The sequence below is a fragment of the Pseudomonas granadensis genome (assembly GCF_900105485.1).
In the GTDB taxonomy this organism is placed as follows: Bacteria; Pseudomonadota; Gammaproteobacteria; order Pseudomonadales; family Pseudomonadaceae; genus Aquipseudomonas; species Aquipseudomonas granadensis.
Map to the genome: position 1 here is coordinate 1,084,273 of NZ_LT629778.1, position 17,132 is coordinate 1,101,404.

The 17,132-nt window shown below is 59.8% G+C and carries 17 protein-coding genes; 4 read left to right on the forward strand and 13 right to left on the reverse strand.

Annotated elements, in window-relative coordinates:
* Positions 1 to 52 precede the first annotated feature (52 nt).
* The gene (locus BLU52_RS04725; protein WP_090282120.1) at positions 53 to 706 is read right to left on the reverse strand and encodes a COG3650 family protein; all 654 of its coding nucleotides are present in this window, start codon (positions 704 to 706) and stop codon (positions 53 to 55) included.
* Between the two features lie 128 nt (positions 707 to 834).
* Here BLU52_RS04725 and BLU52_RS04730 point away from each other — a divergent pair, with 128 nt between their 5' ends.
* Positions 835 to 1,182: a hypothetical protein gene (locus BLU52_RS04730; protein ID WP_090282121.1), complete on the forward strand. Its 348-nt coding sequence runs from the start codon at positions 835 to 837 to the stop codon at positions 1,180 to 1,182.
* A gap of 4 nt (positions 1,183 to 1,186) precedes the next feature.
* Here BLU52_RS04730 and BLU52_RS04735 read toward each other — a convergent pair whose 3' ends face one another.
* On the reverse strand, positions 1,187 to 1,786 hold the full coding sequence (locus tag BLU52_RS04735; RefSeq protein WP_090282122.1) for a short chain dehydrogenase: 600 nt from the start codon (positions 1,784 to 1,786) through the stop codon (positions 1,187 to 1,189).
* Between the two features lie 104 nt (positions 1,787 to 1,890).
* Here BLU52_RS04735 and BLU52_RS04740 point away from each other — a divergent pair, with 104 nt between their 5' ends.
* Complete coding sequence (locus BLU52_RS04740; RefSeq protein ID WP_090282123.1) at positions 1,891 to 2,805, forward strand: LysR family transcriptional regulator; 915 nt, start codon at positions 1,891 to 1,893, stop codon at positions 2,803 to 2,805.
* Positions 2,806 to 2,912: 107 nt separating this feature from the next.
* On the opposite strand, the gene BLU52_RS04745 is transcribed toward BLU52_RS04740, so the two are convergent.
* The 9 genes from BLU52_RS04745 to BLU52_RS04785 all read right to left on the reverse strand — a co-directional run bounded on the left by BLU52_RS04745 (position 2,913) and on the right by BLU52_RS04785 (position 10,663).
* A complete protein-coding gene (locus BLU52_RS04745) occupies positions 2,913 to 3,389 on the reverse strand; it encodes a DoxX family protein (RefSeq protein ID WP_090282124.1) in 477 nt (158 codons plus the stop codon).
* Positions 3,386 to 4,144, reverse strand: a complete 759-nt coding sequence (locus BLU52_RS04750; protein ID WP_090282125.1) for an HvfC/BufC N-terminal domain-containing protein — start codon at positions 4,142 to 4,144, stop codon at positions 3,386 to 3,388. The genes BLU52_RS04745 and BLU52_RS04750 overlap by 4 nt, the downstream gene beginning before the upstream one ends.
* Positions 4,141 to 5,028 (reverse strand): MNIO family bufferin maturase, encoded by an 888-nt coding sequence (gene bufB, locus BLU52_RS04755; RefSeq protein ID WP_090282126.1) that lies wholly within the window; start codon positions 5,026 to 5,028, stop codon positions 4,141 to 4,143. The genes BLU52_RS04750 and bufB overlap by 4 nt, the downstream gene beginning before the upstream one ends.
* 25 nt (positions 5,029 to 5,053) lie before the next feature.
* Positions 5,054 to 5,359, reverse strand: coding sequence for a BufA1 family periplasmic bufferin-type metallophore (locus BLU52_RS04760; protein WP_090282127.1), 306 nt, complete (start codon positions 5,357 to 5,359; stop codon positions 5,054 to 5,056).
* 303 nt (positions 5,360 to 5,662) lie between these two features.
* Positions 5,663 to 6,364, reverse strand: a complete 702-nt coding sequence (locus tag BLU52_RS04765) for an ABC transporter ATP-binding protein (protein ID WP_003222380.1) — start codon at positions 6,362 to 6,364, stop codon at positions 5,663 to 5,665.
* On the reverse strand, positions 6,365 to 7,132 hold the full coding sequence (gene livG, locus BLU52_RS04770; RefSeq protein ID WP_016771357.1) for a high-affinity branched-chain amino acid ABC transporter ATP-binding protein LivG: 768 nt from the start codon (positions 7,130 to 7,132) through the stop codon (positions 6,365 to 6,367). It lies immediately after the preceding gene.
* Positions 7,129 to 8,385 carry a high-affinity branched-chain amino acid ABC transporter permease LivM gene (locus BLU52_RS04775; RefSeq protein WP_090282128.1) on the reverse strand — a complete coding sequence of 419 codons (1,257 nt, stop codon included), beginning with the start codon at positions 8,383 to 8,385 and terminating at the stop codon, positions 7,129 to 7,131. Before BLU52_RS04775 ends, livG begins: the two co-directional genes overlap by 4 nt.
* Positions 8,382 to 9,305, reverse strand: coding sequence for a high-affinity branched-chain amino acid ABC transporter permease LivH (gene livH / locus BLU52_RS04780; protein WP_090282129.1), 924 nt, complete (start codon positions 9,303 to 9,305; stop codon positions 8,382 to 8,384). The genes BLU52_RS04775 and livH overlap by 4 nt, the downstream gene beginning before the upstream one ends.
* A gap of 230 nt (positions 9,306 to 9,535) precedes the next feature.
* A complete protein-coding gene (locus BLU52_RS04785; protein WP_090282130.1) occupies positions 9,536 to 10,663 on the reverse strand; it encodes a branched-chain amino acid ABC transporter substrate-binding protein in 1,128 nt (375 codons plus the stop codon).
* A gap of 351 nt (positions 10,664 to 11,014) precedes the next feature.
* Here BLU52_RS04785 and BLU52_RS04790 point away from each other — a divergent pair, with 351 nt between their 5' ends.
* The gene (locus BLU52_RS04790) at positions 11,015 to 11,335 is read left to right on the forward strand and encodes a DUF2288 domain-containing protein (RefSeq protein WP_090282131.1); all 321 of its coding nucleotides are present in this window, start codon (positions 11,015 to 11,017) and stop codon (positions 11,333 to 11,335) included.
* 281 nt (positions 11,336 to 11,616) lie between these two features.
* Here the strand turns inward: BLU52_RS04790 and BLU52_RS04795 are convergent, their stop codons facing one another.
* Entirely contained in the window at positions 11,617 to 13,809 is a 2,193-nt protein-coding gene (locus BLU52_RS04795; protein ID WP_090282132.1) for a hypothetical protein, read from the reverse strand.
* Between the two features lie 195 nt (positions 13,810 to 14,004).
* Between BLU52_RS04795 and BLU52_RS04800 the strand changes: the two genes are divergently transcribed.
* Entirely contained in the window at positions 14,005 to 14,901 is an 897-nt protein-coding gene (locus BLU52_RS04800) for an NAD(P)-dependent oxidoreductase (protein WP_167359886.1), read from the forward strand.
* On the opposite strand, the gene BLU52_RS04805 is transcribed toward BLU52_RS04800, so the two are convergent.
* A complete protein-coding gene (locus BLU52_RS04805; RefSeq protein WP_090282133.1) occupies positions 14,792 to 17,074 on the reverse strand; it encodes a putative bifunctional diguanylate cyclase/phosphodiesterase in 2,283 nt (760 codons plus the stop codon). The two genes, BLU52_RS04800 and BLU52_RS04805, sit on opposite strands and share 110 nt — an antisense overlap.
* Positions 17,075 to 17,132: the final 58 nt, after the last annotated feature.

Here is a 17,132-nt window from a genome sequence, read left to right on the forward strand (position 1 = left end):
TGAAGGCGGCGATTATAAGCCGCAACGTCCGGATCCGCCGAGGATAATGCGCTCAGTCGTTGCGCGATCCGCCGAAATACCCGCAACCACGCTGCACCTGGCCGTCGATGCGCAACTCGGCGCTCATGTGCTGCACGCTGCCGGTGCTGCTGTCGACGCAGCGTTGCGGGGCGACCCACAATTCGATGCGCTGGTTGTTGGCTTCGCTGCTGAGGTTGAAACGACCGTCTCCGAGTTGTTCCTCGACATAAGGCACGGCCAGCGGTGGCTGACCCTCACGCTCTATGACCATGCCCTTGCCGCTGACCTTGACGTTCCACTCCGGGCCGTGGCCGGCAGCACGCAGAATCAGCAGTTTGAAATTCGGATCATCGCAAGCGGTGCCGGAGCGCTCGACCCGGTACAGCTGGGTCAGATCGAGGCGATCGCCGACGACTTTGCCGCGAACATCGGCGAACAACTTGCCTTGCTCATCGGCCAGCGTCGCGGCTTCCTGCAAAACGCTGGTGCCGCCGGTGTCATTGACCACCAACTGGCGCTGATCCTGACACGGCTGAAACACCAGCTTGCCGTCCGCCGCCGTCAGTTGCCCCTGCATTCGCGCCTGCCCGACGTGCGAAGCACTTTCGCGCTGGCCATCGAACAACTGGCAGGCGGCAAACAACGGCAGCAGGGCAACAACGATCAACGAACGGGCGACACGCATCTTTGGCTCTCCAGACAAGTGTCGCCACGTTACTGAGGGCGGCTGTCGATCACAAGGCTTGTGTGGCCACTATTGAGTCACGATTAGCGTCGATGCATAGTTTCGCCACGTAAATCAGGAAGAATTTTATGCAATGGACGTCGGCAATATTGCTGTTGACACTGGCAACATCAGGCGCAAGTCAGGCAGCCGAGATCAATCTGTCCTCGGCTACGGATTTCTCCAGAATGGAGGTGCTGCTCAAGGATGATGAAGGAGCTAATCCGGATCTCGTTCAGCTCTCGGTCACGCTTACGCCAGAAGCAACCGAGAGGATGGCGCAAATCAGTCAGGAATCGATCGGGAAGCGGTTGACGCTTTCGATCAATAACCAGCCCGTTTCGACGGCAACGGTTCACTCGGCGCTGGGGCGGCAATTCAGAGTGGCGATACCTCGGCCCGTTGCCAAAAAACTGTTGCCGACGCTGATCGAATAAACGATCAACCGACGTGAAATGTCTGACCGGTTTGCAGGCCTTCGACACTTTTGGCGTAGGCCAATGCCACGTCCGCTGCAGGAACGGACTTGAAGCCGCGGAAGTAAGGCGCGTATTTGCCCAAGGCTTCCGTCAGAACCGTCGGGCTTACAGAATTTACCCTCAAACCGCGTGGCAGTTCGATCGCGGCGGCACGGACGAAACTGTCGAGAGCCCCATTGACCAGAGCTGCCGAGGCGCCGCTGCGAATCGGATCGTGGCTGAGCACGCCGGTGGTGAAGGTGAACGAGGCGCCATCGTTGGCGAATTCGCGCCCGATCAGCAGCAGATTGACCTGGCCCATCAGCTTGTCCTTGAGGCCGAGGGCAAAACTGTCGTCGCTCATTTCGCTCAGCGGCGCGAAGGTTACGTTGCCGGCGGCGCAGATCAGCGCGTCGAATTTGCCGGTCTGTTCGAACAGCTTGCGAATCGACGCGCTGTCGCTGATATCGACCTGCAAGTCGCCGCTGTTACGGCCGATGCGAATGATTTCGTGACGTTGCGACAGTTCTTTGTCTACGGCCGAACCGATGGTGCCGCCAGCGCCTATCAACAGAATCTTCATCGAGCTGTACCTCAAGTGATTGCATGAGGTTTCAGTCTAGAGTGGTTTTTCTCCCGGATAAGCGCGCTAATAGGCAACCTTTGGTTTTCAAATGGAAACAATCCATGAGCGAGATGGATGATCTGGCAGCGTTCGCCGTGTTGATCGAAGCCGGCAGTTTTACCTTGGCCGCGCAACAGTTGAGCTGCAGCAAAGGCCAGTTGTCCAAGCGCATCAGTCAGCTCGAAGCGCAGTTTTCCGTGGTTCTGCTGCAACGCACCACCCGGCGATTGAGCCTGACGGCGGCGGGCGCGGCGCTGTTGCCACAAGCGCAGGCACTGGTGGTTCAGGTCGAGCGGGCACGCCAGGCATTGGCGCGGCTCAAGGACGACATGGCCGGCCCGGTGCGGATGACGGTACCGGTGTCGCTTGGGGAAACCTTTTTCGATGGCTTGCTGCTGGAATTCTCGCAGCAGTACCCCGACGTGCAGATCGAGCTGGAGTTGAGTAACAGCTACCGCGATCTGTCGCGCGACGGTTTCGATCTGGCGATCCGCTCCGAGGTGGCCAATGACCAACGCCTGGTGGCCCGGCCGCTATTAGCGTGGCAGGAGATGACCTGCGCCAGCCCGGCTTATCTGGAGCGTTATGGCGAGCCAACGACGCCGCAGCAACTGGTCGAGCACCGCTGCCTGCTCAACAGCCATTACAGCGGGCGTGAAGAATGGCTGTATCACCAGCAGCATGAGTTGTTGCGGGTGCGGGTCTCGGGCCCGTTCGCCAGCAACCATTACAGCCTGCTGAAAAAAGCCGCGCTCACCGGTGCCGGCATCGCCCGACTGCCTTCCTACCTGTTGCAGACGGAACTGGCCGACGGCCGCTTGCGCTGGCTCCTGCGCGACTTTCAGACCCGTCGTATGCCGATGTTGCTGGTGCATCCGTATCAGGGTGGTTTGCCGAAACGCACGCAGGTGTTGGCGGATTATCTGATGGACTGGTTCAAGCGCAGTGGTGAGGCGCTGGATCGACTCCAGCGCTGATTTCGTACCTTGTGGGAGCGAGCCTGCTCGCGATAGCGGTGTATCAGTCACAAACTCAACAACTGACAGTCCGCAATCGCGAGCAGGCGAAGGCCTACAGTTCGAGGTCAGCCTTGGAAGCGGCGGGCGATCAGGTGATCGATCGACAATTTGCCCGGTCCTGTCGTCATCAAATACAACAATACCGCCGCCCAGGTGCCGTGGGTCGGGTACGCGTCGGGATAGACGAAAATCTGGATGGTCAGGGTCATGCCCAGCAGCGCCAGCGCCGAAAAACGTGTCGCCAGGCCGATCAGGATCAGCGCCGGGAATAAGTGCTCAGCGAACGCCGCCAGATGCGCGGCGATTTCGGGCGACAGCAGCGGCACGTTGTATTCACTCTGGAACAGCGGAATCGCCGAGTCCGCCAGACGCGGCCAGCCCAGTTCAAACGTACCGTCAATCAGGTCGATCTCCAGCCCCTCGACCTTGGTCTGCCCGGACTTCCAGAACACCGCAGCGATGGAAAAACGCGCAAGGAAGGCAATCAGGCTGTGCGGGATTTTTTCCAGCAGGGTGATGGCGCGCGGGATAAGCGTGTTCATGGCAACTCCTTGTAGCTCAGTTGAATGATCGCGTTATGGGCGATCAGCAAGGCGAGGGTTTGGGCGAGATCGAAGGGTGGGCTGTTTTCGGCTGCCGCGAGCAACGGCTCGCCATTGTTGAGGTGACGGATAAACACGCTGGCGCCGGCATCCAAGGCAAACACTTCAACTTCGAGGCCGTTGCGCAACACCAGTGAGTGTTGCCCTTGATTCAGGCCAATGCCCGCCAGGCTTTGTTCCTGCTGATGCGCGGCCCAGATCGCCACCACGGCAAACCCTGAATCGAGCAGGTGCAGCGATGGATGCAGGCCGAACGTCAGCCCGCCGAGAGTATGCGGATTGGCGAGGGCGGCGCTGACGTGCTCCGGCCGGATCGGCTGCGCGTCGGCGGCGTGGTAGGCGAGGACGCGCAGGTACTCGAGGCGCGCGACATCGGCGACATACGGCACGCCGGCAATCGGTTCGAACCGCGCGATGAAGTCGGCGAACGTTTCGCCGTAGCGGCTCATCAGCGGACTCTGTGGCGGTTGGCTTCGGATAAAAATCGCGGCCATGGCGCGGAAAAATTCCTCGCCAACCAGCTGCTGTACGACCGGATAACTGTCGGCCAGGGCATTGATCAGCGACGCCTGTACGTTGTTGCGATACACCGCGAAACGGCTCGCCGGGTCGGCACCGTTGGCGCTGCGCAGACCATCGGGGCAGGGCAGGCGCGTATCGATCAGCGCGGCGGCGAAAGCGCTATGTGTGCTCATGCGCGGCCTCCGCTTTGCAGCAACAGCCGCTCGGCCTGTTGCGCCTCGGCCAGCAATACCTCGAACGCCGGCACCTGGTTGTCACGCTCGATCAGCGTTGCCACCGGGCCGATGCGCTCCAGCACTTGGCGGTACAACTGCCAGACCGCTTGGTCGATTGGCGCGCCGTGATCGTCGATCAGCAAACGATCGCCGAGGCTGTCGCAATCTTCGGCGAACCCGGCCAGATGAATCTCGCCGACCGCGTGCAGCGGCAGGGCGTCGAGGTAGGTCAGCGGATCGCGCTGATGATTGATGCACGACACATAGACGTTGTTCACGTCGAGCAACAGGCCGCAGCCGCTGCGGCGAATCACCTCGGCGATGAAGTCTGGCTCATCAATCGTCGAGCGTTCGAACGCCAGATAGGTCGCCGGGTTTTCCAGCAGCATCGGCCGCTTGAGGGCGTTCTGGACCTGATCGATGTGCGCGCAGACGCGGTTCAGCGTTGGCGTGTCGTAGGCCAGCGGGAGCAGGTCATTGAGAAACATCGGGCCGTGGCTCGACCACGCCAGATGTTCGGAAAAAGATTGCGGTTGATAGCGTTCAATCAGCTCAGCCAGGCGCTTGAGGTGTTGTTGATCCAGCGACCCTTCGGCACCGATGGACAAGCCGACACCGTGCAGCGATAGCGAATACTGCGCACGAATCAAACCGAGAAAATGATGAAACGGGCCGCCGGCCACCATGTAGTTTTCGGCGTGGACTTCGAAGAAACCGAGGTCCGGTAATGAACCGAGCACTTGTTGAAAGTGCCCGGTCTTGAGGCCCAGCCCTGCACGGGGCGGAAGCCCGGTGAGGGCTGCCTGAGTGCGTGGAAGGACATGGTCGTGGTGGCTGAACATGATCGTCACTCAGGCAGGCCGCGGATCAGGACTTGGCTTTGAAGGCTTCGAGCTGACCGAAACCGGTCGGCGAGGTTTCGCTTTCGATGGTGCCGCAGGTGCCTTTCGGAACGTGTTTCCAGGCGTTGGCCTGATAGTCCATTTTCGCTGTGCCGGCGCAGGTGGTGCCTGCACCTGCGGCGCAGTCGTTCTTGCCTTTCATGGCCACGCCGAAGCATTTTTCCATGTTGGCATCGGCGGCTTGAGCGGTGGAGACGGTGGCGATGCTCAGCGCGGAACCAAGGGCCAGAACCAGTGCGGTGGCGGACAGGGTGCGGGTGGTAGCAGTCATGATGTTTCTCCAGGTTTTATCAGGGTGTCTGCAAGTGCTGTTGCGCTTGCTTGTCCCTCTAGAGAAAGGTCGGGGGGATGCGTTACAGGTGGGCCTGAAATTTTTATAGAAAATCTTCGAACCGCCTCGTTCCCTGTAGGAGTGAGCCTGCTCGCGATAGCGGACCGTCAGTCAATATTTTTTGCAACTGTTACACCGCTATCGCGAGCAGGCTCACTCCTACAGAGGATTTGCGGTGGGTTCGAGGTTTGCGTCGGGCATAAAAAAAACGGCCCGAAGGCCGTTTTTCATTCAGCAACCGCATCAACCGCCGAGATACGCCTCGCGCACTTTCGGGTCGGTCAGCAGCGCTTCACCGGTGCCTTGCATGACCACGCGACCGTTCTCCAGAACGTAGGCGCGGTCGGCGATTTTCAGCGCCTGGTTGGCGTTCTGCTCGACCAGGAACACCGTCACCCCGTCCTTGCGCAGCTGTTCGATGATGTCGAAGATCTGCTGGATGATGATCGGTGCCAGGCCCAGCGACGGTTCGTCGAGCAGCAGCAGCTTGGGCTTGCTCATCAGCGCACGGCCGATGGCGAGCATTTGCTGTTCGCCGCCGGACATGGTGCCGCCGCGCTGGTTGAAGCGTTCCTTGAGGCGCGGAAACAGGCCGAGGACCTTGTCCATCTGCTCCTGATAATCGCCCTTGTCAGTGAAGAAACCGCCCATGGACAGGTTTTCTTCGACGGTCAGACGGGCGAACACCCGACGACCTTCCGGCACCACGGCGATGCTCTTGCGCATGATCTGCGACGAGTCTTGGCCGACCAGTTCCTCACCCATGTAGCGGATGCTGCCGCTGTGCGCTTGCGGCGAACCGCAGAGCGTCATCAGCAGCGTCGACTTGCCGGCACCGTTGGCGCCGATCAGCGTGACGATCTCGCCCTGACGGACTTCGACGTTGACGCTGTGCAGGGCCTGGATCTTGCCGTAGAAGGTGGAAACGTTTTCGAACTGCAGCATTTACGCTTCCCCCAGGTAGGCTTTGATCACTTCAGGATTGTCGCGGATCTGTTCAGGCGTGCCGTCGGCCAACGGCGTGCCCTGGTTGATCACGACGATATGGTCGGAAATGCTCATGACCAGTTTCATGTCGTGTTCGATCAGCAGCACGGTGACGTTGTGCTCCTCGCGCAGCACGCCGATCAGCGCCTTGAGGTCTTCGGTCTCTTTCGGGTTGAGGCCGGCGGCCGGTTCGTCGAGCATGAGGATCCGCGGGCGGGTCATCATGCAGCGAGCGATTTCCAGACGCCGTTGCTGGCCGTAGGCGAGGGTGCCGGCGGTGCGGTTGGCGAACTCTTTGAGGTTGACCTTTTCCAGCCAGTACTCGGCAAACTCCATGGCCTCGCGCTCGCTTTTGCGGAACGCCGGGGTCTTGAACAGACCGGACAGGAAGTTGGTGTTCAAGTGCCGATGCTGGGCGATCAGCAGGTTCTCGACCGCGGTCATGTCCTTGAACAGACGCACGTTCTGGAACGTACGCACCACGCCTTTGAGGGCGATCTTGTGGCCCGGCAGGCCCTGGATCGGCTCGCCGTCGAGCAGGATGCTGCCGCCGGTCGGCTGATAGAAACCGGTCAGGCAGTTGAACACCGTGGTCTTGCCCGCGCCGTTCGGCCCGATCAGCGCAACCACTTGTTTCTCTTTGACGGTCAGGGCCACACCGTTGACCGCGAGCAGACCGCCGAAGCGCATGCTCAGGTTTTCGACTTTAAGGATCTCGCGGCTCATTTGCGCAACTCCATGTGTGGGCGTTGCATCGGCAGCAGACCTTGTGGACGCCAGATCATCATCAACACCATCAGGGCACCGAACATCAACATGCGGTACTCGCTGAACTCACGCATCATTTCCGGCAACAGGATCATCACGATCGCCGCCAGGATCACGCCCAACTGCGAGCCCATGCCACCCAATACGACGATGGCGAGAATGATCGCCGACTCGATGAAGGTGAACGACTCCGGCGTGACCAGCCCCTGGCGCGCGGCGAAGAAGCTGCCGGCAAAACCGGCGAACGCAGCACCCAGGGTGAACGCGGAAAGCTTGATCACGGTCGGGTTCAGGCCCAGCGCACGGCAGGCGATTTCGTCTTCACGCAGGGCTTCCCACGCACGGCCGATCGGCATGCGCAGCAAACGGTTGATCACGAACAGCGCAGCCAATGCCAGCAACAGCGCAACGAGGTAAAGGAAAATCACCTTGTTGATCGAGTTGTATTGCAGGCCGAAATACTCGTGGAACGTCTGCAGACCTTCGGCCGCTTTACGCTCGAAGGTCAGGCCGAAGAACGTCGGTTTTTCGATGTTGCTGATGCCGTTCGGGCCACCGGTGATATCGGTCAGGTTACGCAGGAACAGACGGATGATCTCACCGAAACCCAAGGTCACGATCGCCAGATAGTCACCGCGCAGACGCAACACCGGGAAGCCCAGCAGGAAGCCGAACGTCGCCGCCATCAGGCCGGCAATCGGCAGGCAGATCCAGAAACTCAGGCCGTAGTAGTGCGACAGCAGCGCGTAGCTGTAGGCGCCGACGGCATAGAAACCGACGTAACCGAGGTCGAGCAGACCGGCCAGACCGACGACGATGTTCAGGCCGAGGCCGAGCATCACGTAGATCAGGATCAGCGTGGCGATGTCCACCGCGCCACGTGAACCGAAGAACGGCCACACCAGGGCGATGATGATCAGCGCAATGATGAAGTAACGCTGAGTGGTCGGCAGGGTCAGGAAGTTGCTGGCTTTGGCCGGGATCAGCGGCATGCCCGGCGAGGAGCGCCAGGCTTTGCTGATCTGCTGATTGAACAGCACGCGCAGGAACATCAGCACCGAGCAGATTGCGATGGTCGCAAGCACCGCAGGGCTGGTGTTGTGCACTTCCAGATTGATGCCAACGATGGTCAGTTTCAGACCGAGTACCGGGTAGGCCACGGCCCACACCAGCAAAGCGCTGAACAGCGCCTGTTTAAGATTCCTAGTCATACTTTCTCAACCTCCGGACGGCCCAGAATGCCGGTCGGACGGAACAACAGCACCAGAACCAGCAAGCCGAACGCCACGACGTCCTTGTACTGGTCGCCGAAGATATCGGCACCGAACGCTTCCGCTACACCGAGCACCAACCCGCCGAGCATCGCGCCGGGAATGCTGCCGATGCCGCCCAGTACCGCAGCGGTGAACGCCTTGAGGCCGACGAGGAAACCGGCGTTCGGGTTGATCACGCCGTATTGCATGCTCAGCAGCACAGCCGCAACGGCTGCCAGCGCAGCACCGATGACGAAGGTCAGGGCGATGATGTTGTTGGTGTTGATGCCGAGCAGGTTGGCCATCTTGATGTCTTCGGCGCAGGCGCGGCAGGCGCGGCCCAGACGAGAACGGGAGATGAACAGGGTCAGGCCGAGCATGGCGATCAGCGTGACGACGAACACCACGATCTGCATGTAGGAAATCAGCACTTCTTGTGCGCCACCCGGACCGAAGGCGAGGTTGCCCGGGATCAGGTTGGGGATTGCTTTGTCCTTGGAGTCTTGCGCCAGCAGAACGGTGTTCTGCAGGAAGATCGACATACCGATGGCGGAAATCAGCGGGATCAGACGGTTGCTGCCGCGCAGGGGGCGGTAGGCTATGCGTTCGATGCTGTAACCGTAGGAGCTGGTGACGACGATGCTGGCAATGAACGCCGCAGTCATCAGCAGCGGGACACTGTCGAGTCCCATCATGGTCAGCCCGGCGATGGCGATGAACGCCACGTAGGAACCGATCATGTACACCTCGCCGTGGGCGAAGTTGATCATTCCAATGATGCCGTAGACCATCGTGTAGCCGATGGCGATCAAGGCATACATGCTGCCAACGTTGAGGCCGTTAACCAGCTGTTGGAAGAAGTGATAGAGGTCAGGCATTACAGCGCTCCTAAAAACCTGATACGCATTTCACTGGTGGAGTCATTTTCCCGCCCGGCCCCGTGGATCTCTATCCACTTCGAATCCGGGTTTTGCCAGCGAACCGCTGATGACGGTTTTGAGATTTTCAGGTGGGGAGACTGGCGGATCACGCCAGCGCGGCCCATACATTCGTAAAACAAAGCCCACGGCACGCCGTGGGCTTTATTGGCAGTCAGTCAGGCAGCGCCTTACTGAGGCGAAACTTCAGTTTTAGGTTTGCCGTTGTGCCACTCGTAAACCACGAATTTGAAGTCTTTCAGGTCGCCCTTGGCGTCGAAACTCAGGTCACCGGTCGGGGTCTTGAACGAACCGGCGTGGATGGCTTCGGCAACTTTGGTGGCGTCTTCGGACTTGGCAGCGGTGATACCGGCGGCAATCACTTCAACCGCGGAGTAGGACGGGAACACGAACGGGCCGCTCGGGTCTTCCTTCTTCGCTTTGAACGCGTCAGCCAAGGCAACGTTGGCCGGATCCTGGTCGAAGGATTTCGGCAGGGTCACCAGCAGGCCTTCGGACGCGTCCTTGGCGATCTGGGTGATCGAGTCGTTACCCACGCCTTCCGGGCCCATGAACTTGGCTTTCAGGCCTTTTTCCTGGGCTTGGCGCAGGATCAGACCCAGCTCTGGGTGGTAGCCGCCGTAGTAGACGAAGTCGACGTTGGCTTGCTTGAGCTTGGCGATGATCGCCGAGAAATCCTTGTCGCCGGCGTTGACGCCTTCGAACACGGCAACCTTGGTGCCTTTCTTCTCCAGGGTCGATTTCACCGCGGTGGCGATGCCTTCACCGTACTGCTGTTTGTCGTGCAGCACGCCAACCACTTTCGGTTTCACGTAATCGGCGATGTAGTTACCGGCGGCAGGGCCTTGGGCGCTGTCCAGACCGATGGTACGGAAGATCATTTTGTAGCCACGGGCGGTGATGTCCGGGCTGGTGGCAGCCGGGGTGATCATGATCACGCCTTCGTCTTCATAGATGTCCGAAGCTGGCTGAGTGGAGCTGGAGCACAGGTGACCGACCACGAACTTGACGCCGTCGTTGACGACCTTGTTCGCTACCGCTACCGCTTGTTTCGGATCGCAGGCATCGTCGTATTCAACGGCTTCGAGTTTCTTGCCGTCGACGCCGCCCTTGGCGTTGATCTGCTCGATGGCCATTTTCGCGCCACTGAACTGCATGTCGCCGTATTGGGCTACTGGACCGGTTTTAGGACCGGCGATACCGATTTTGATGGTGTCAGCTGCGAACGAATGGCTGGCAACCCCGGCCAGAACCATAGCGGCAAACAGTTTGGAAATCTGCTTAGTAGCCTTAGTCATAGTGCTCCACTCTTACTGTTGTATTTTTTAGAGTTCTGGCGCCGTAGCAGCAGAACCGGGTCAGATATCTTTGCGACATCCTCCGGAAATGCCCCCGGCAACTGTACCGGTACAGTGTAGAGCGCCGCTTGTTCAACTGGGAAGCGGGCGCCAAGGGGCAAAACTTGGGGGTGTCGCATTTTTGAATGAAAAAGACAGAATTGCGGCGGGGCTTTCGCGGGCATATAGCCCAATCAGCAGCATTCCCTGGCGTTCCTGCTCTTTTCGTTCGGTGCAGCCATTTGCAACCGGGTTTTTCTGGCGGACCACCAACGTTATGATTCGCGTCGATTTCTTTTCCGGACAGAGCCCATGAATCAAGAACCTAGCACCCTCTATGCCAAGCTGCTTGGGGAAACCGCATCTATTACCTGGAAAGAGTTGGAGCCGTTCTTCGCCAAGGGTGCCCTATTGTGGGTCGACCCTGAGCTGGATTTGATCGCGGCTGCCGAAGCCGTGGCGTCTGACGAAGGCGAGAAAGTCGCGGCCTGGCTGGCCGACGACAAGGTCGCCAAGCTGTCTGAAACACGGGCGCTGGATATTTTTGAACGCGATCCGCAACTGTGGGCCGTGGTGGTGTCGCCATGGATTCTGATCCAGGAAAGGGCGAGCGCTCCAAGCGTCGCACCTTAATGGTGCGAGCTGTCATCTGCGAAAAGTGTGTAGCGGAGTAGCGTGATGGCACGTTGCCGTAGAGAAATGCCACAGGCGCGTCTCACTTCACGGTGACGTAAACGTAACGGGAACAGTTTATTGAGCGGCCTGAGGGTCGCTTAATTGTTTCTGGATGTTGAGTCAGTGGGATTTGTATCGGTCGGAAGGGACTCATCGCGAGCAGGCTCACTCCTACAGGGGGAACGCATTCCAAAATGTAGGAGTGAGCCTGCTCGCGATAGAGGCGACTCGGTTTCTGATCAGACCGAGTAAGTCTTCCCGGTATGGTTATTCAGGGAAATGACCTTGGTCTTGCCAATCCGGTGACGGTAGATCTCGCGCAGGTACTTGATCGACTTCTTCACACAATCGCGCGACAGGCGAATGTCGTTGATCGAGACAAACTTGTCCTTGTCGTTGATCAGCTCGCGGTACTTCTTCTCGTACATCGGTTTGATCGCGTACCAGTTGGTGTCGAGAATCTTCGCCGGGTTTTCGAACTCGTTGAGCAGGTCATCGATGCGGTCTTCATCAAACTCTTCCTGAATGATGAAGTCGAGAATCGAGTTGTCCAGCGTCTCGTCGAAACGGTACGGAGTCTTGGCGAAGCAACGCTTGATGAACGCTACGATCAACGTCAGGAAGTCATCCGACAGGCACGGGCTCTTGGCGATCAGGGTGGTCAGCGACAGGTTCGCCGAAGCGCCGATCACCAGTGCGTAACGCTTGAGCGTGGTGTTGGGGAACAGGCTGTTGAGGTGGGTCTTCAGCCGGTTCAGGTCCATGTACGACAGCTTGTAGTCCTTGGGCAGCGAAACGATCGAGACCACCGACGAGCAGTTCTTGAAGAAGTGCAGGTCATGCAGGGCGGCGGCGTCGTAGCCGGAATTCTTGTACTGCTCCAGCGACGCGCGATAGCGCTTGGACTCGATCGGCAGCAGGCTGATGCCTTCGATGGCCTGGGTGACCTTGTTGAAGTGCGGCAGGTCGATCGAGCGGAAGAACAGATCGTCGATGTTCAGACGCTGCGGCTCTTTTTCGAAGACCTTGAACTTGTCGCTGCTCGGCGGCGGCGTTTCCGGCACCACCGATTCGGCGTAGGCGATCGCCACCGGGCCGGCCAGGCTCATGAACAGGTCGTTGGCGTCCAGGCGAATGGTCTCGCCGATGTCGATGCCGGCGCGACGGAAGTAGTTCTGGTCGTAGTCGGTGGTCACTGCCTGCGCGGTGAGAATGTTGAAAATCTGTTGCGAGATGTACTGGTTGGCGTGCTTCTCCATCGCATTGACATCAATGTTCTGGATGTTGCCGTCGTCGCTTTCTTCGGCGTAACGCATGATGTCGTTGGAAATCAGCATCATCGCGTTCCACGGGCGAATCCGTCCCATGACGCTGGCTTCGCTGCTGTCTTCGTTGGCGAAGTTGTAGGAGAAATCCCATTCCTCAGAAAGGTATTTGCACAGCAGGCGACCGGCGTTGATGTGCAGCGCCTCGGACATTTCGCTACGGTGATCGGAAATGTTCGGCAGCACGCAGATGCCGCTGGTGAAGATCGGCTCGAACACAAATGAGTGACCGCTCTTGCCGTCGTGTTCGTCCATCGGCTTGGTGTCGAACGTCTTGTTCATGTACGAGTGCTGCTGGGCCAGACCGAATTCCGAGGCCATGCCCGAACCGGTGCCGCCGCCGGCACTGAAAATCGAAAAGTACAGGCGCGACTGGTTGGCCTTGATGCCGCAGCTGTCGATCAGGTACGAGTGAATCATTTTCCAGTCGGGGCTGGAAAAGCGCTGGGTGTCCTTGTTGAGGATGATCTTCGCCAGGTACTGGCCGAGGATCGGCGCGTTACCGGCGCCACCGGCGTGGACTTCGGACAAGTCCATGATTTTCATCTTGCTGTAGTCGCGCAGGAAACCGCTTTTTTCGCCCTTGCGGGAAAAGCGGATGCGCCCGGCGATGTCCTTGTCGAGGTCGCCGAGCATCACCAGCGGCTCGACCAGAAACACCGGTTTGGCCGATTTGTTCGGGCCCAGACGCAGGTTCTGTTTGATCCACTGCGCCGGGCTGTAACCCTTGTCGGCGAGGCGGCGGTCGGCCGGACGATCTTCGTTGTTGAATTCGTTGAGGTAAAACTTGCGCGCGTTGTACACCAGCTCCGCGACGTCGAGAGCGATGTTGGAGCCGCAGCGACCGAGGCCGATCAGGCATACCGAAGGGAATTCCTGATCGTTGTGCTGTTCGTTATCGCCTTCCAGGTGTGGCGGGCGCGGGAACACCAGATCACGCAGGCCGTCGAGGTTGTCGAGGATGCGGTCGGTATTGGTTTCGGTGAAGTACAGGTATTGCTGGGTCGACAGCGGGCGTGCGGGTTGCGCAGGCTTGGTCGGGCTGTTGGCGGCGGGGCTGGAGGTCAGGTCGGAAATCGCAGTGGCAGGATTGTTTTTGGATGTCATGGTGCGCCATGTACCTGGACTGGGTTGGCCCGATGACCGATGTCAGCGAACCTCACGGAATAGGATCTCGCGTCTTTTTTGCGCGAATTGAGCCCGAGCGTCAGCGCGGTGGCCTGACTGTCGCTGGGGGGAATCCTTTCCTGATCGTTGTTGAATCGGCCATTATTCGGCGATCTTTAATGGAAAAGAGGCAAAATGATGTCAACGCGACCTTCGTTGGGGTTTGCTGGAATCGGCCTGATGGGCTTGCCGATGTGCCAGCGTCTGTTGGCGGCGGGCTACCCGTTGACCGTGTGGAATCGCAACCCGGCCAAGTGCGCGGCACTGGTCGAGGCGGGTGCCCAGCAAGTGGCGAGCCCCGCCGAACTGTGCGAGCACGCGGACATCGTGATGTTGTGTCTGGCTGACACGGCGGTGGTGCGCGAGGTGGTGTTTGGTGCTGGCGGCATTGCCGAGCGCGCAAAAAACGAACAACTGCTGGTGGATTTTTCCAGTCTCGAACCAACGGCGACCCGCGAGATGGCCGCGCAACTGGCGCAGCGAGCCGGCATGGGCTGGCTGGACGCCCCGGTGTCCGGCGGCGTGGTCGGGGCCGAGGCGGGCAGCCTGGCGATCATGGTTGGCGGCGCGGCGGCGGATCTCGAGCGGGTGCGTCCGGTGCTGCTGAGTCTTGGCCAGCGTGTCACGCACATGGGCGGCGTCGGTGCCGGCCAGGTGACCAAGGCCTGCAATCAGATGATTGTCGCCTGCAACGCGCTGGTGATCGCCGAAGTGGTGGCGCTGGCCGAACAGGCCGGGGTCGATGCCAGCCTGCTTGCCGAAGCGCTGGCCGGCGGTTTTGCCGATTCGAAACCGCTGCAGATTCTTGCGCCGCAAATGGCCGAGAGTCGTTTCGAGCCGATCAAATGGCACGTGCGCACGTTGCTCAAGGATCTCGACACGGCAGTGAAATTTTCCCGTGAACAGGGCTCGGCCACGCCGCTCAGCGGATTGGCCGCACAACTGATGCGCCTGCATGGGGCGCAGGGCTATCTGGCGCAGGACCCAGCGACACTGGTGCAAATGTACCGCGCGCCAGCAGCAACGGATTGAACGCCGGCGACGCCTTGCGCTGGTTGATTTCCGCCAGCACCGGGCGCAACTCGTTGAGCGGCACTGGGCGGCTAAGCAAGTAGCCCTGAATGAAATCGCAGCCCGAGCGCTCGAGAAACTCGTACTGCTCCAGGCTTTCCACGCCTTCGGTGACCACCTGCAGGTGCAGGGTGTGCGCCATGACGATGATCGCCTGGACGATCTCCATGTCCGCCGTGGCCTTGGGAATATCCAAGATGAACGAGCGGTCGATTTTCAAGGTGTTGAGCGGCAGGCGCTTGAGGTAGGCCAGCGACGAATAACCGGTGCCGAAGTCGTCAATCGACAGCGACACGCCAAGCGCGCGGATCTGCCGCAACAACACCAGGGTGTTGGCGATGTTGCCCATCAGCGCATTTTCGGTGACCTCCAGCTCCAGTCGTTCCGGCGCCACTCCGGCGCTGCGCAGGGCGTGTTCGATTTCATCGGCCAGTTCCTCGCGGGCCAGATTCAACGGCGAGCAGTTCCAGGCGATTTTCAGCTCCTCGCAGCCATGGCTGGAGAGTTCGCCGAGATCGCGACAGGCGCGCCGCAACACCCAGTTGTCCAGCTCGGCGATCAGGCCGTTGCTCTCGGCGATGGCGATGAAACGATCCGGGGTCAGCAAACCGTGCAGTGGGTGCTGCCAGCGAATCAGCGCCTCGAGCTTGGTGACACGGCCGGTTTTCAGCTCGAAGATCGGCTGGTAGTACAGCGTCAGGCCGTTTTCTTCGCGCAGGGCCTGGCGCAGTTCTTCTTCGAGTTGCAATTCCAGGGTGGCGCGATTTTTCAGGCTTGAATTGAAAAAGTGCAGGCCGTTGCGCCCCGCGCCTTTGGACTGGTACAGCGCCAGGTCGGCGTGTTTTAGCAGTTCTTCGCAAGTCGTGCCGTCTTCAGGAAACAGGCTGATGCCGATGCTGGTGGTCATCACCATGCGCCGGCCGGCCAGTTCGATCGGCTCTTTCATCTTGAGCATGATGCGCTGCGCCATGCCGCGTGCCTCTTCGCGGTCGTGCAGGCTGATCAGGATGCAGAACTCGTCACCGCCGAACCGCGCGACCACGTCTTCGTGGCTGCGCACCGAGCTTTTGATGTGCTGGGCGATGACTTTGAGCAGCGCGTCGCCGGCGTCATGCCCGAGGCTGTCGTTGATCCGTTTGAAGTGATCGATGTCGAGAAACATCACCGCGAGCATGCCGCCTTCGCTGGTTTTCTGGCTGAGTTTTTCCGCGAACATCTGGTTGAAGCCACGGCGGTTGATCAAATTGGTCAGCGCGTCGTAATTGGCCGCTTGCTGTAACGACATGCGCGCCTGATCGAGCTGGCTGAGCAGGGCGTTGACCCGGCGCAGGTCTTGCTCCTTGTTTTGCAGCTTCTTGTCGGCGAGGGCGGCGCTGATTGCACTGCCCAATATCAACAGGATGATCAACGCCACGGTCAGGCCCAGTTGCAGATGTCCGGTTGCGCCGCCGCTCGCTGCCAGGCCACCCTCGGCAATGACCAGATCCAGCGCGGCCATGCCGGTAAAATGCATGCTGATGATGCCTGCGCCGAGAATCAGCGCAGCGCTGTATTTGAGCAACTGATGGGCCACGCCGCTGCCTTCGCTCAGATAGCGGGCGACCCACAGCGCGGCGAAACTGGCGCCGATGGCGATCAGCACTGACAGCGCAAACAGCCCCGGATGGTAGTAGGCGCTGGCGCTCGATTTCATCGCCGCCATGCCCACGTAATGCATGCCGGCGATACCCAGGCCAATGACCGACGCCGTTTTCAGGCAGCGCTGCGCACTGGGCTGCACCTCGCTCAGGGTCTGCATGGCCAGCCACGAGGCGAGCAGGGCGATCAGTAACGAGAAGAGGGTGATGCCGAGGTCATACTCGATATCGATGGGCGTCTGAAAAGCCAACATGCTGATGAAGTGCATGGCCCAGATGCCGCCGGCCAGACAGGTCGCGCCGATCCAGCGCCAGAGCCGCCGCGAGGCAAGATCCTCGGCATGCACCACACGCTCGGCCATATCGAGCGTCGCGAAACTCGCCGCGCAGGCGACCAGATAGGCTGCCAGCACCAGCAACGGATTGTGCGTGCAATCGAGAATGATCTGCCCGCGCGCCGGCAGCTCGGTAACAAAATGCAAACCAAGCCACTCCATAGCGTGCCCCGTCTCTGAAGTCGTCCTGACTGCGTGATCAACGCAGGCGAATGACTGG

Excerpts from the sequence above, each read along its gene's own strand:
- BLU52_RS04725 (WP_090282120.1), bottom strand. The coding sequence starts at position 706 with ATGCGTGTCGCCCGTTCGTTGATCGTTGTTGCCCTGCTGCCGTTGTTT.
- BLU52_RS04730 (WP_090282121.1), top strand. The coding sequence starts at position 835 with ATGCAATGGACGTCGGCAATATTGCTGTTGACACTGGCAACATCAGGC.
- BLU52_RS04735 (WP_090282122.1), bottom strand. The coding sequence starts at position 1,786 with ATGAAGATTCTGTTGATAGGCGCTGGCGGCACCATCGGTTCGGCCGTA.
- BLU52_RS04740 (WP_090282123.1), top strand. The coding sequence starts at position 1,891 with ATGAGCGAGATGGATGATCTGGCAGCGTTCGCCGTGTTGATCGAAGCC.
- BLU52_RS04745 (WP_090282124.1), bottom strand. The coding sequence starts at position 3,389 with ATGAACACGCTTATCCCGCGCGCCATCACCCTGCTGGAAAAAATCCCG.
- BLU52_RS04750 (WP_090282125.1), bottom strand. The coding sequence starts at position 4,144 with ATGAGCACACATAGCGCTTTCGCCGCCGCGCTGATCGATACGCGCCTG.
- bufB (WP_090282126.1), bottom strand. The coding sequence starts at position 5,028 with ATGTTCAGCCACCACGACCATGTCCTTCCACGCACTCAGGCAGCCCTC.
- BLU52_RS04760 (WP_090282127.1), bottom strand. The coding sequence starts at position 5,359 with ATGACTGCTACCACCCGCACCCTGTCCGCCACCGCACTGGTTCTGGCC.
- BLU52_RS04765 (WP_003222380.1), bottom strand. The coding sequence starts at position 6,364 with ATGCTGCAGTTCGAAAACGTTTCCACCTTCTACGGCAAGATCCAGGCC.
- livG (WP_016771357.1), bottom strand. The coding sequence starts at position 7,132 with ATGAGCCGCGAGATCCTTAAAGTCGAAAACCTGAGCATGCGCTTCGGC.
- BLU52_RS04775 (WP_090282128.1), bottom strand. The coding sequence starts at position 8,385 with ATGACTAGGAATCTTAAACAGGCGCTGTTCAGCGCTTTGCTGGTGTGG.
- livH (WP_090282129.1), bottom strand. The coding sequence starts at position 9,305 with ATGCCTGACCTCTATCACTTCTTCCAACAGCTGGTTAACGGCCTCAAC.
- BLU52_RS04785 (WP_090282130.1), bottom strand. The coding sequence starts at position 10,663 with ATGACTAAGGCTACTAAGCAGATTTCCAAACTGTTTGCCGCTATGGTT.
- BLU52_RS04790 (WP_090282131.1), top strand. The coding sequence starts at position 11,015 with ATGAATCAAGAACCTAGCACCCTCTATGCCAAGCTGCTTGGGGAAACC.
- BLU52_RS04795 (WP_090282132.1), bottom strand. The coding sequence starts at position 13,809 with ATGACATCCAAAAACAATCCTGCCACTGCGATTTCCGACCTGACCTCC.
- BLU52_RS04800 (WP_167359886.1), top strand. The coding sequence starts at position 14,005 with ATGATGTCAACGCGACCTTCGTTGGGGTTTGCTGGAATCGGCCTGATG.
- BLU52_RS04805 (WP_090282133.1), bottom strand. The coding sequence starts at position 17,074 with ATGGAGTGGCTTGGTTTGCATTTTGTTACCGAGCTGCCGGCGCGCGGG.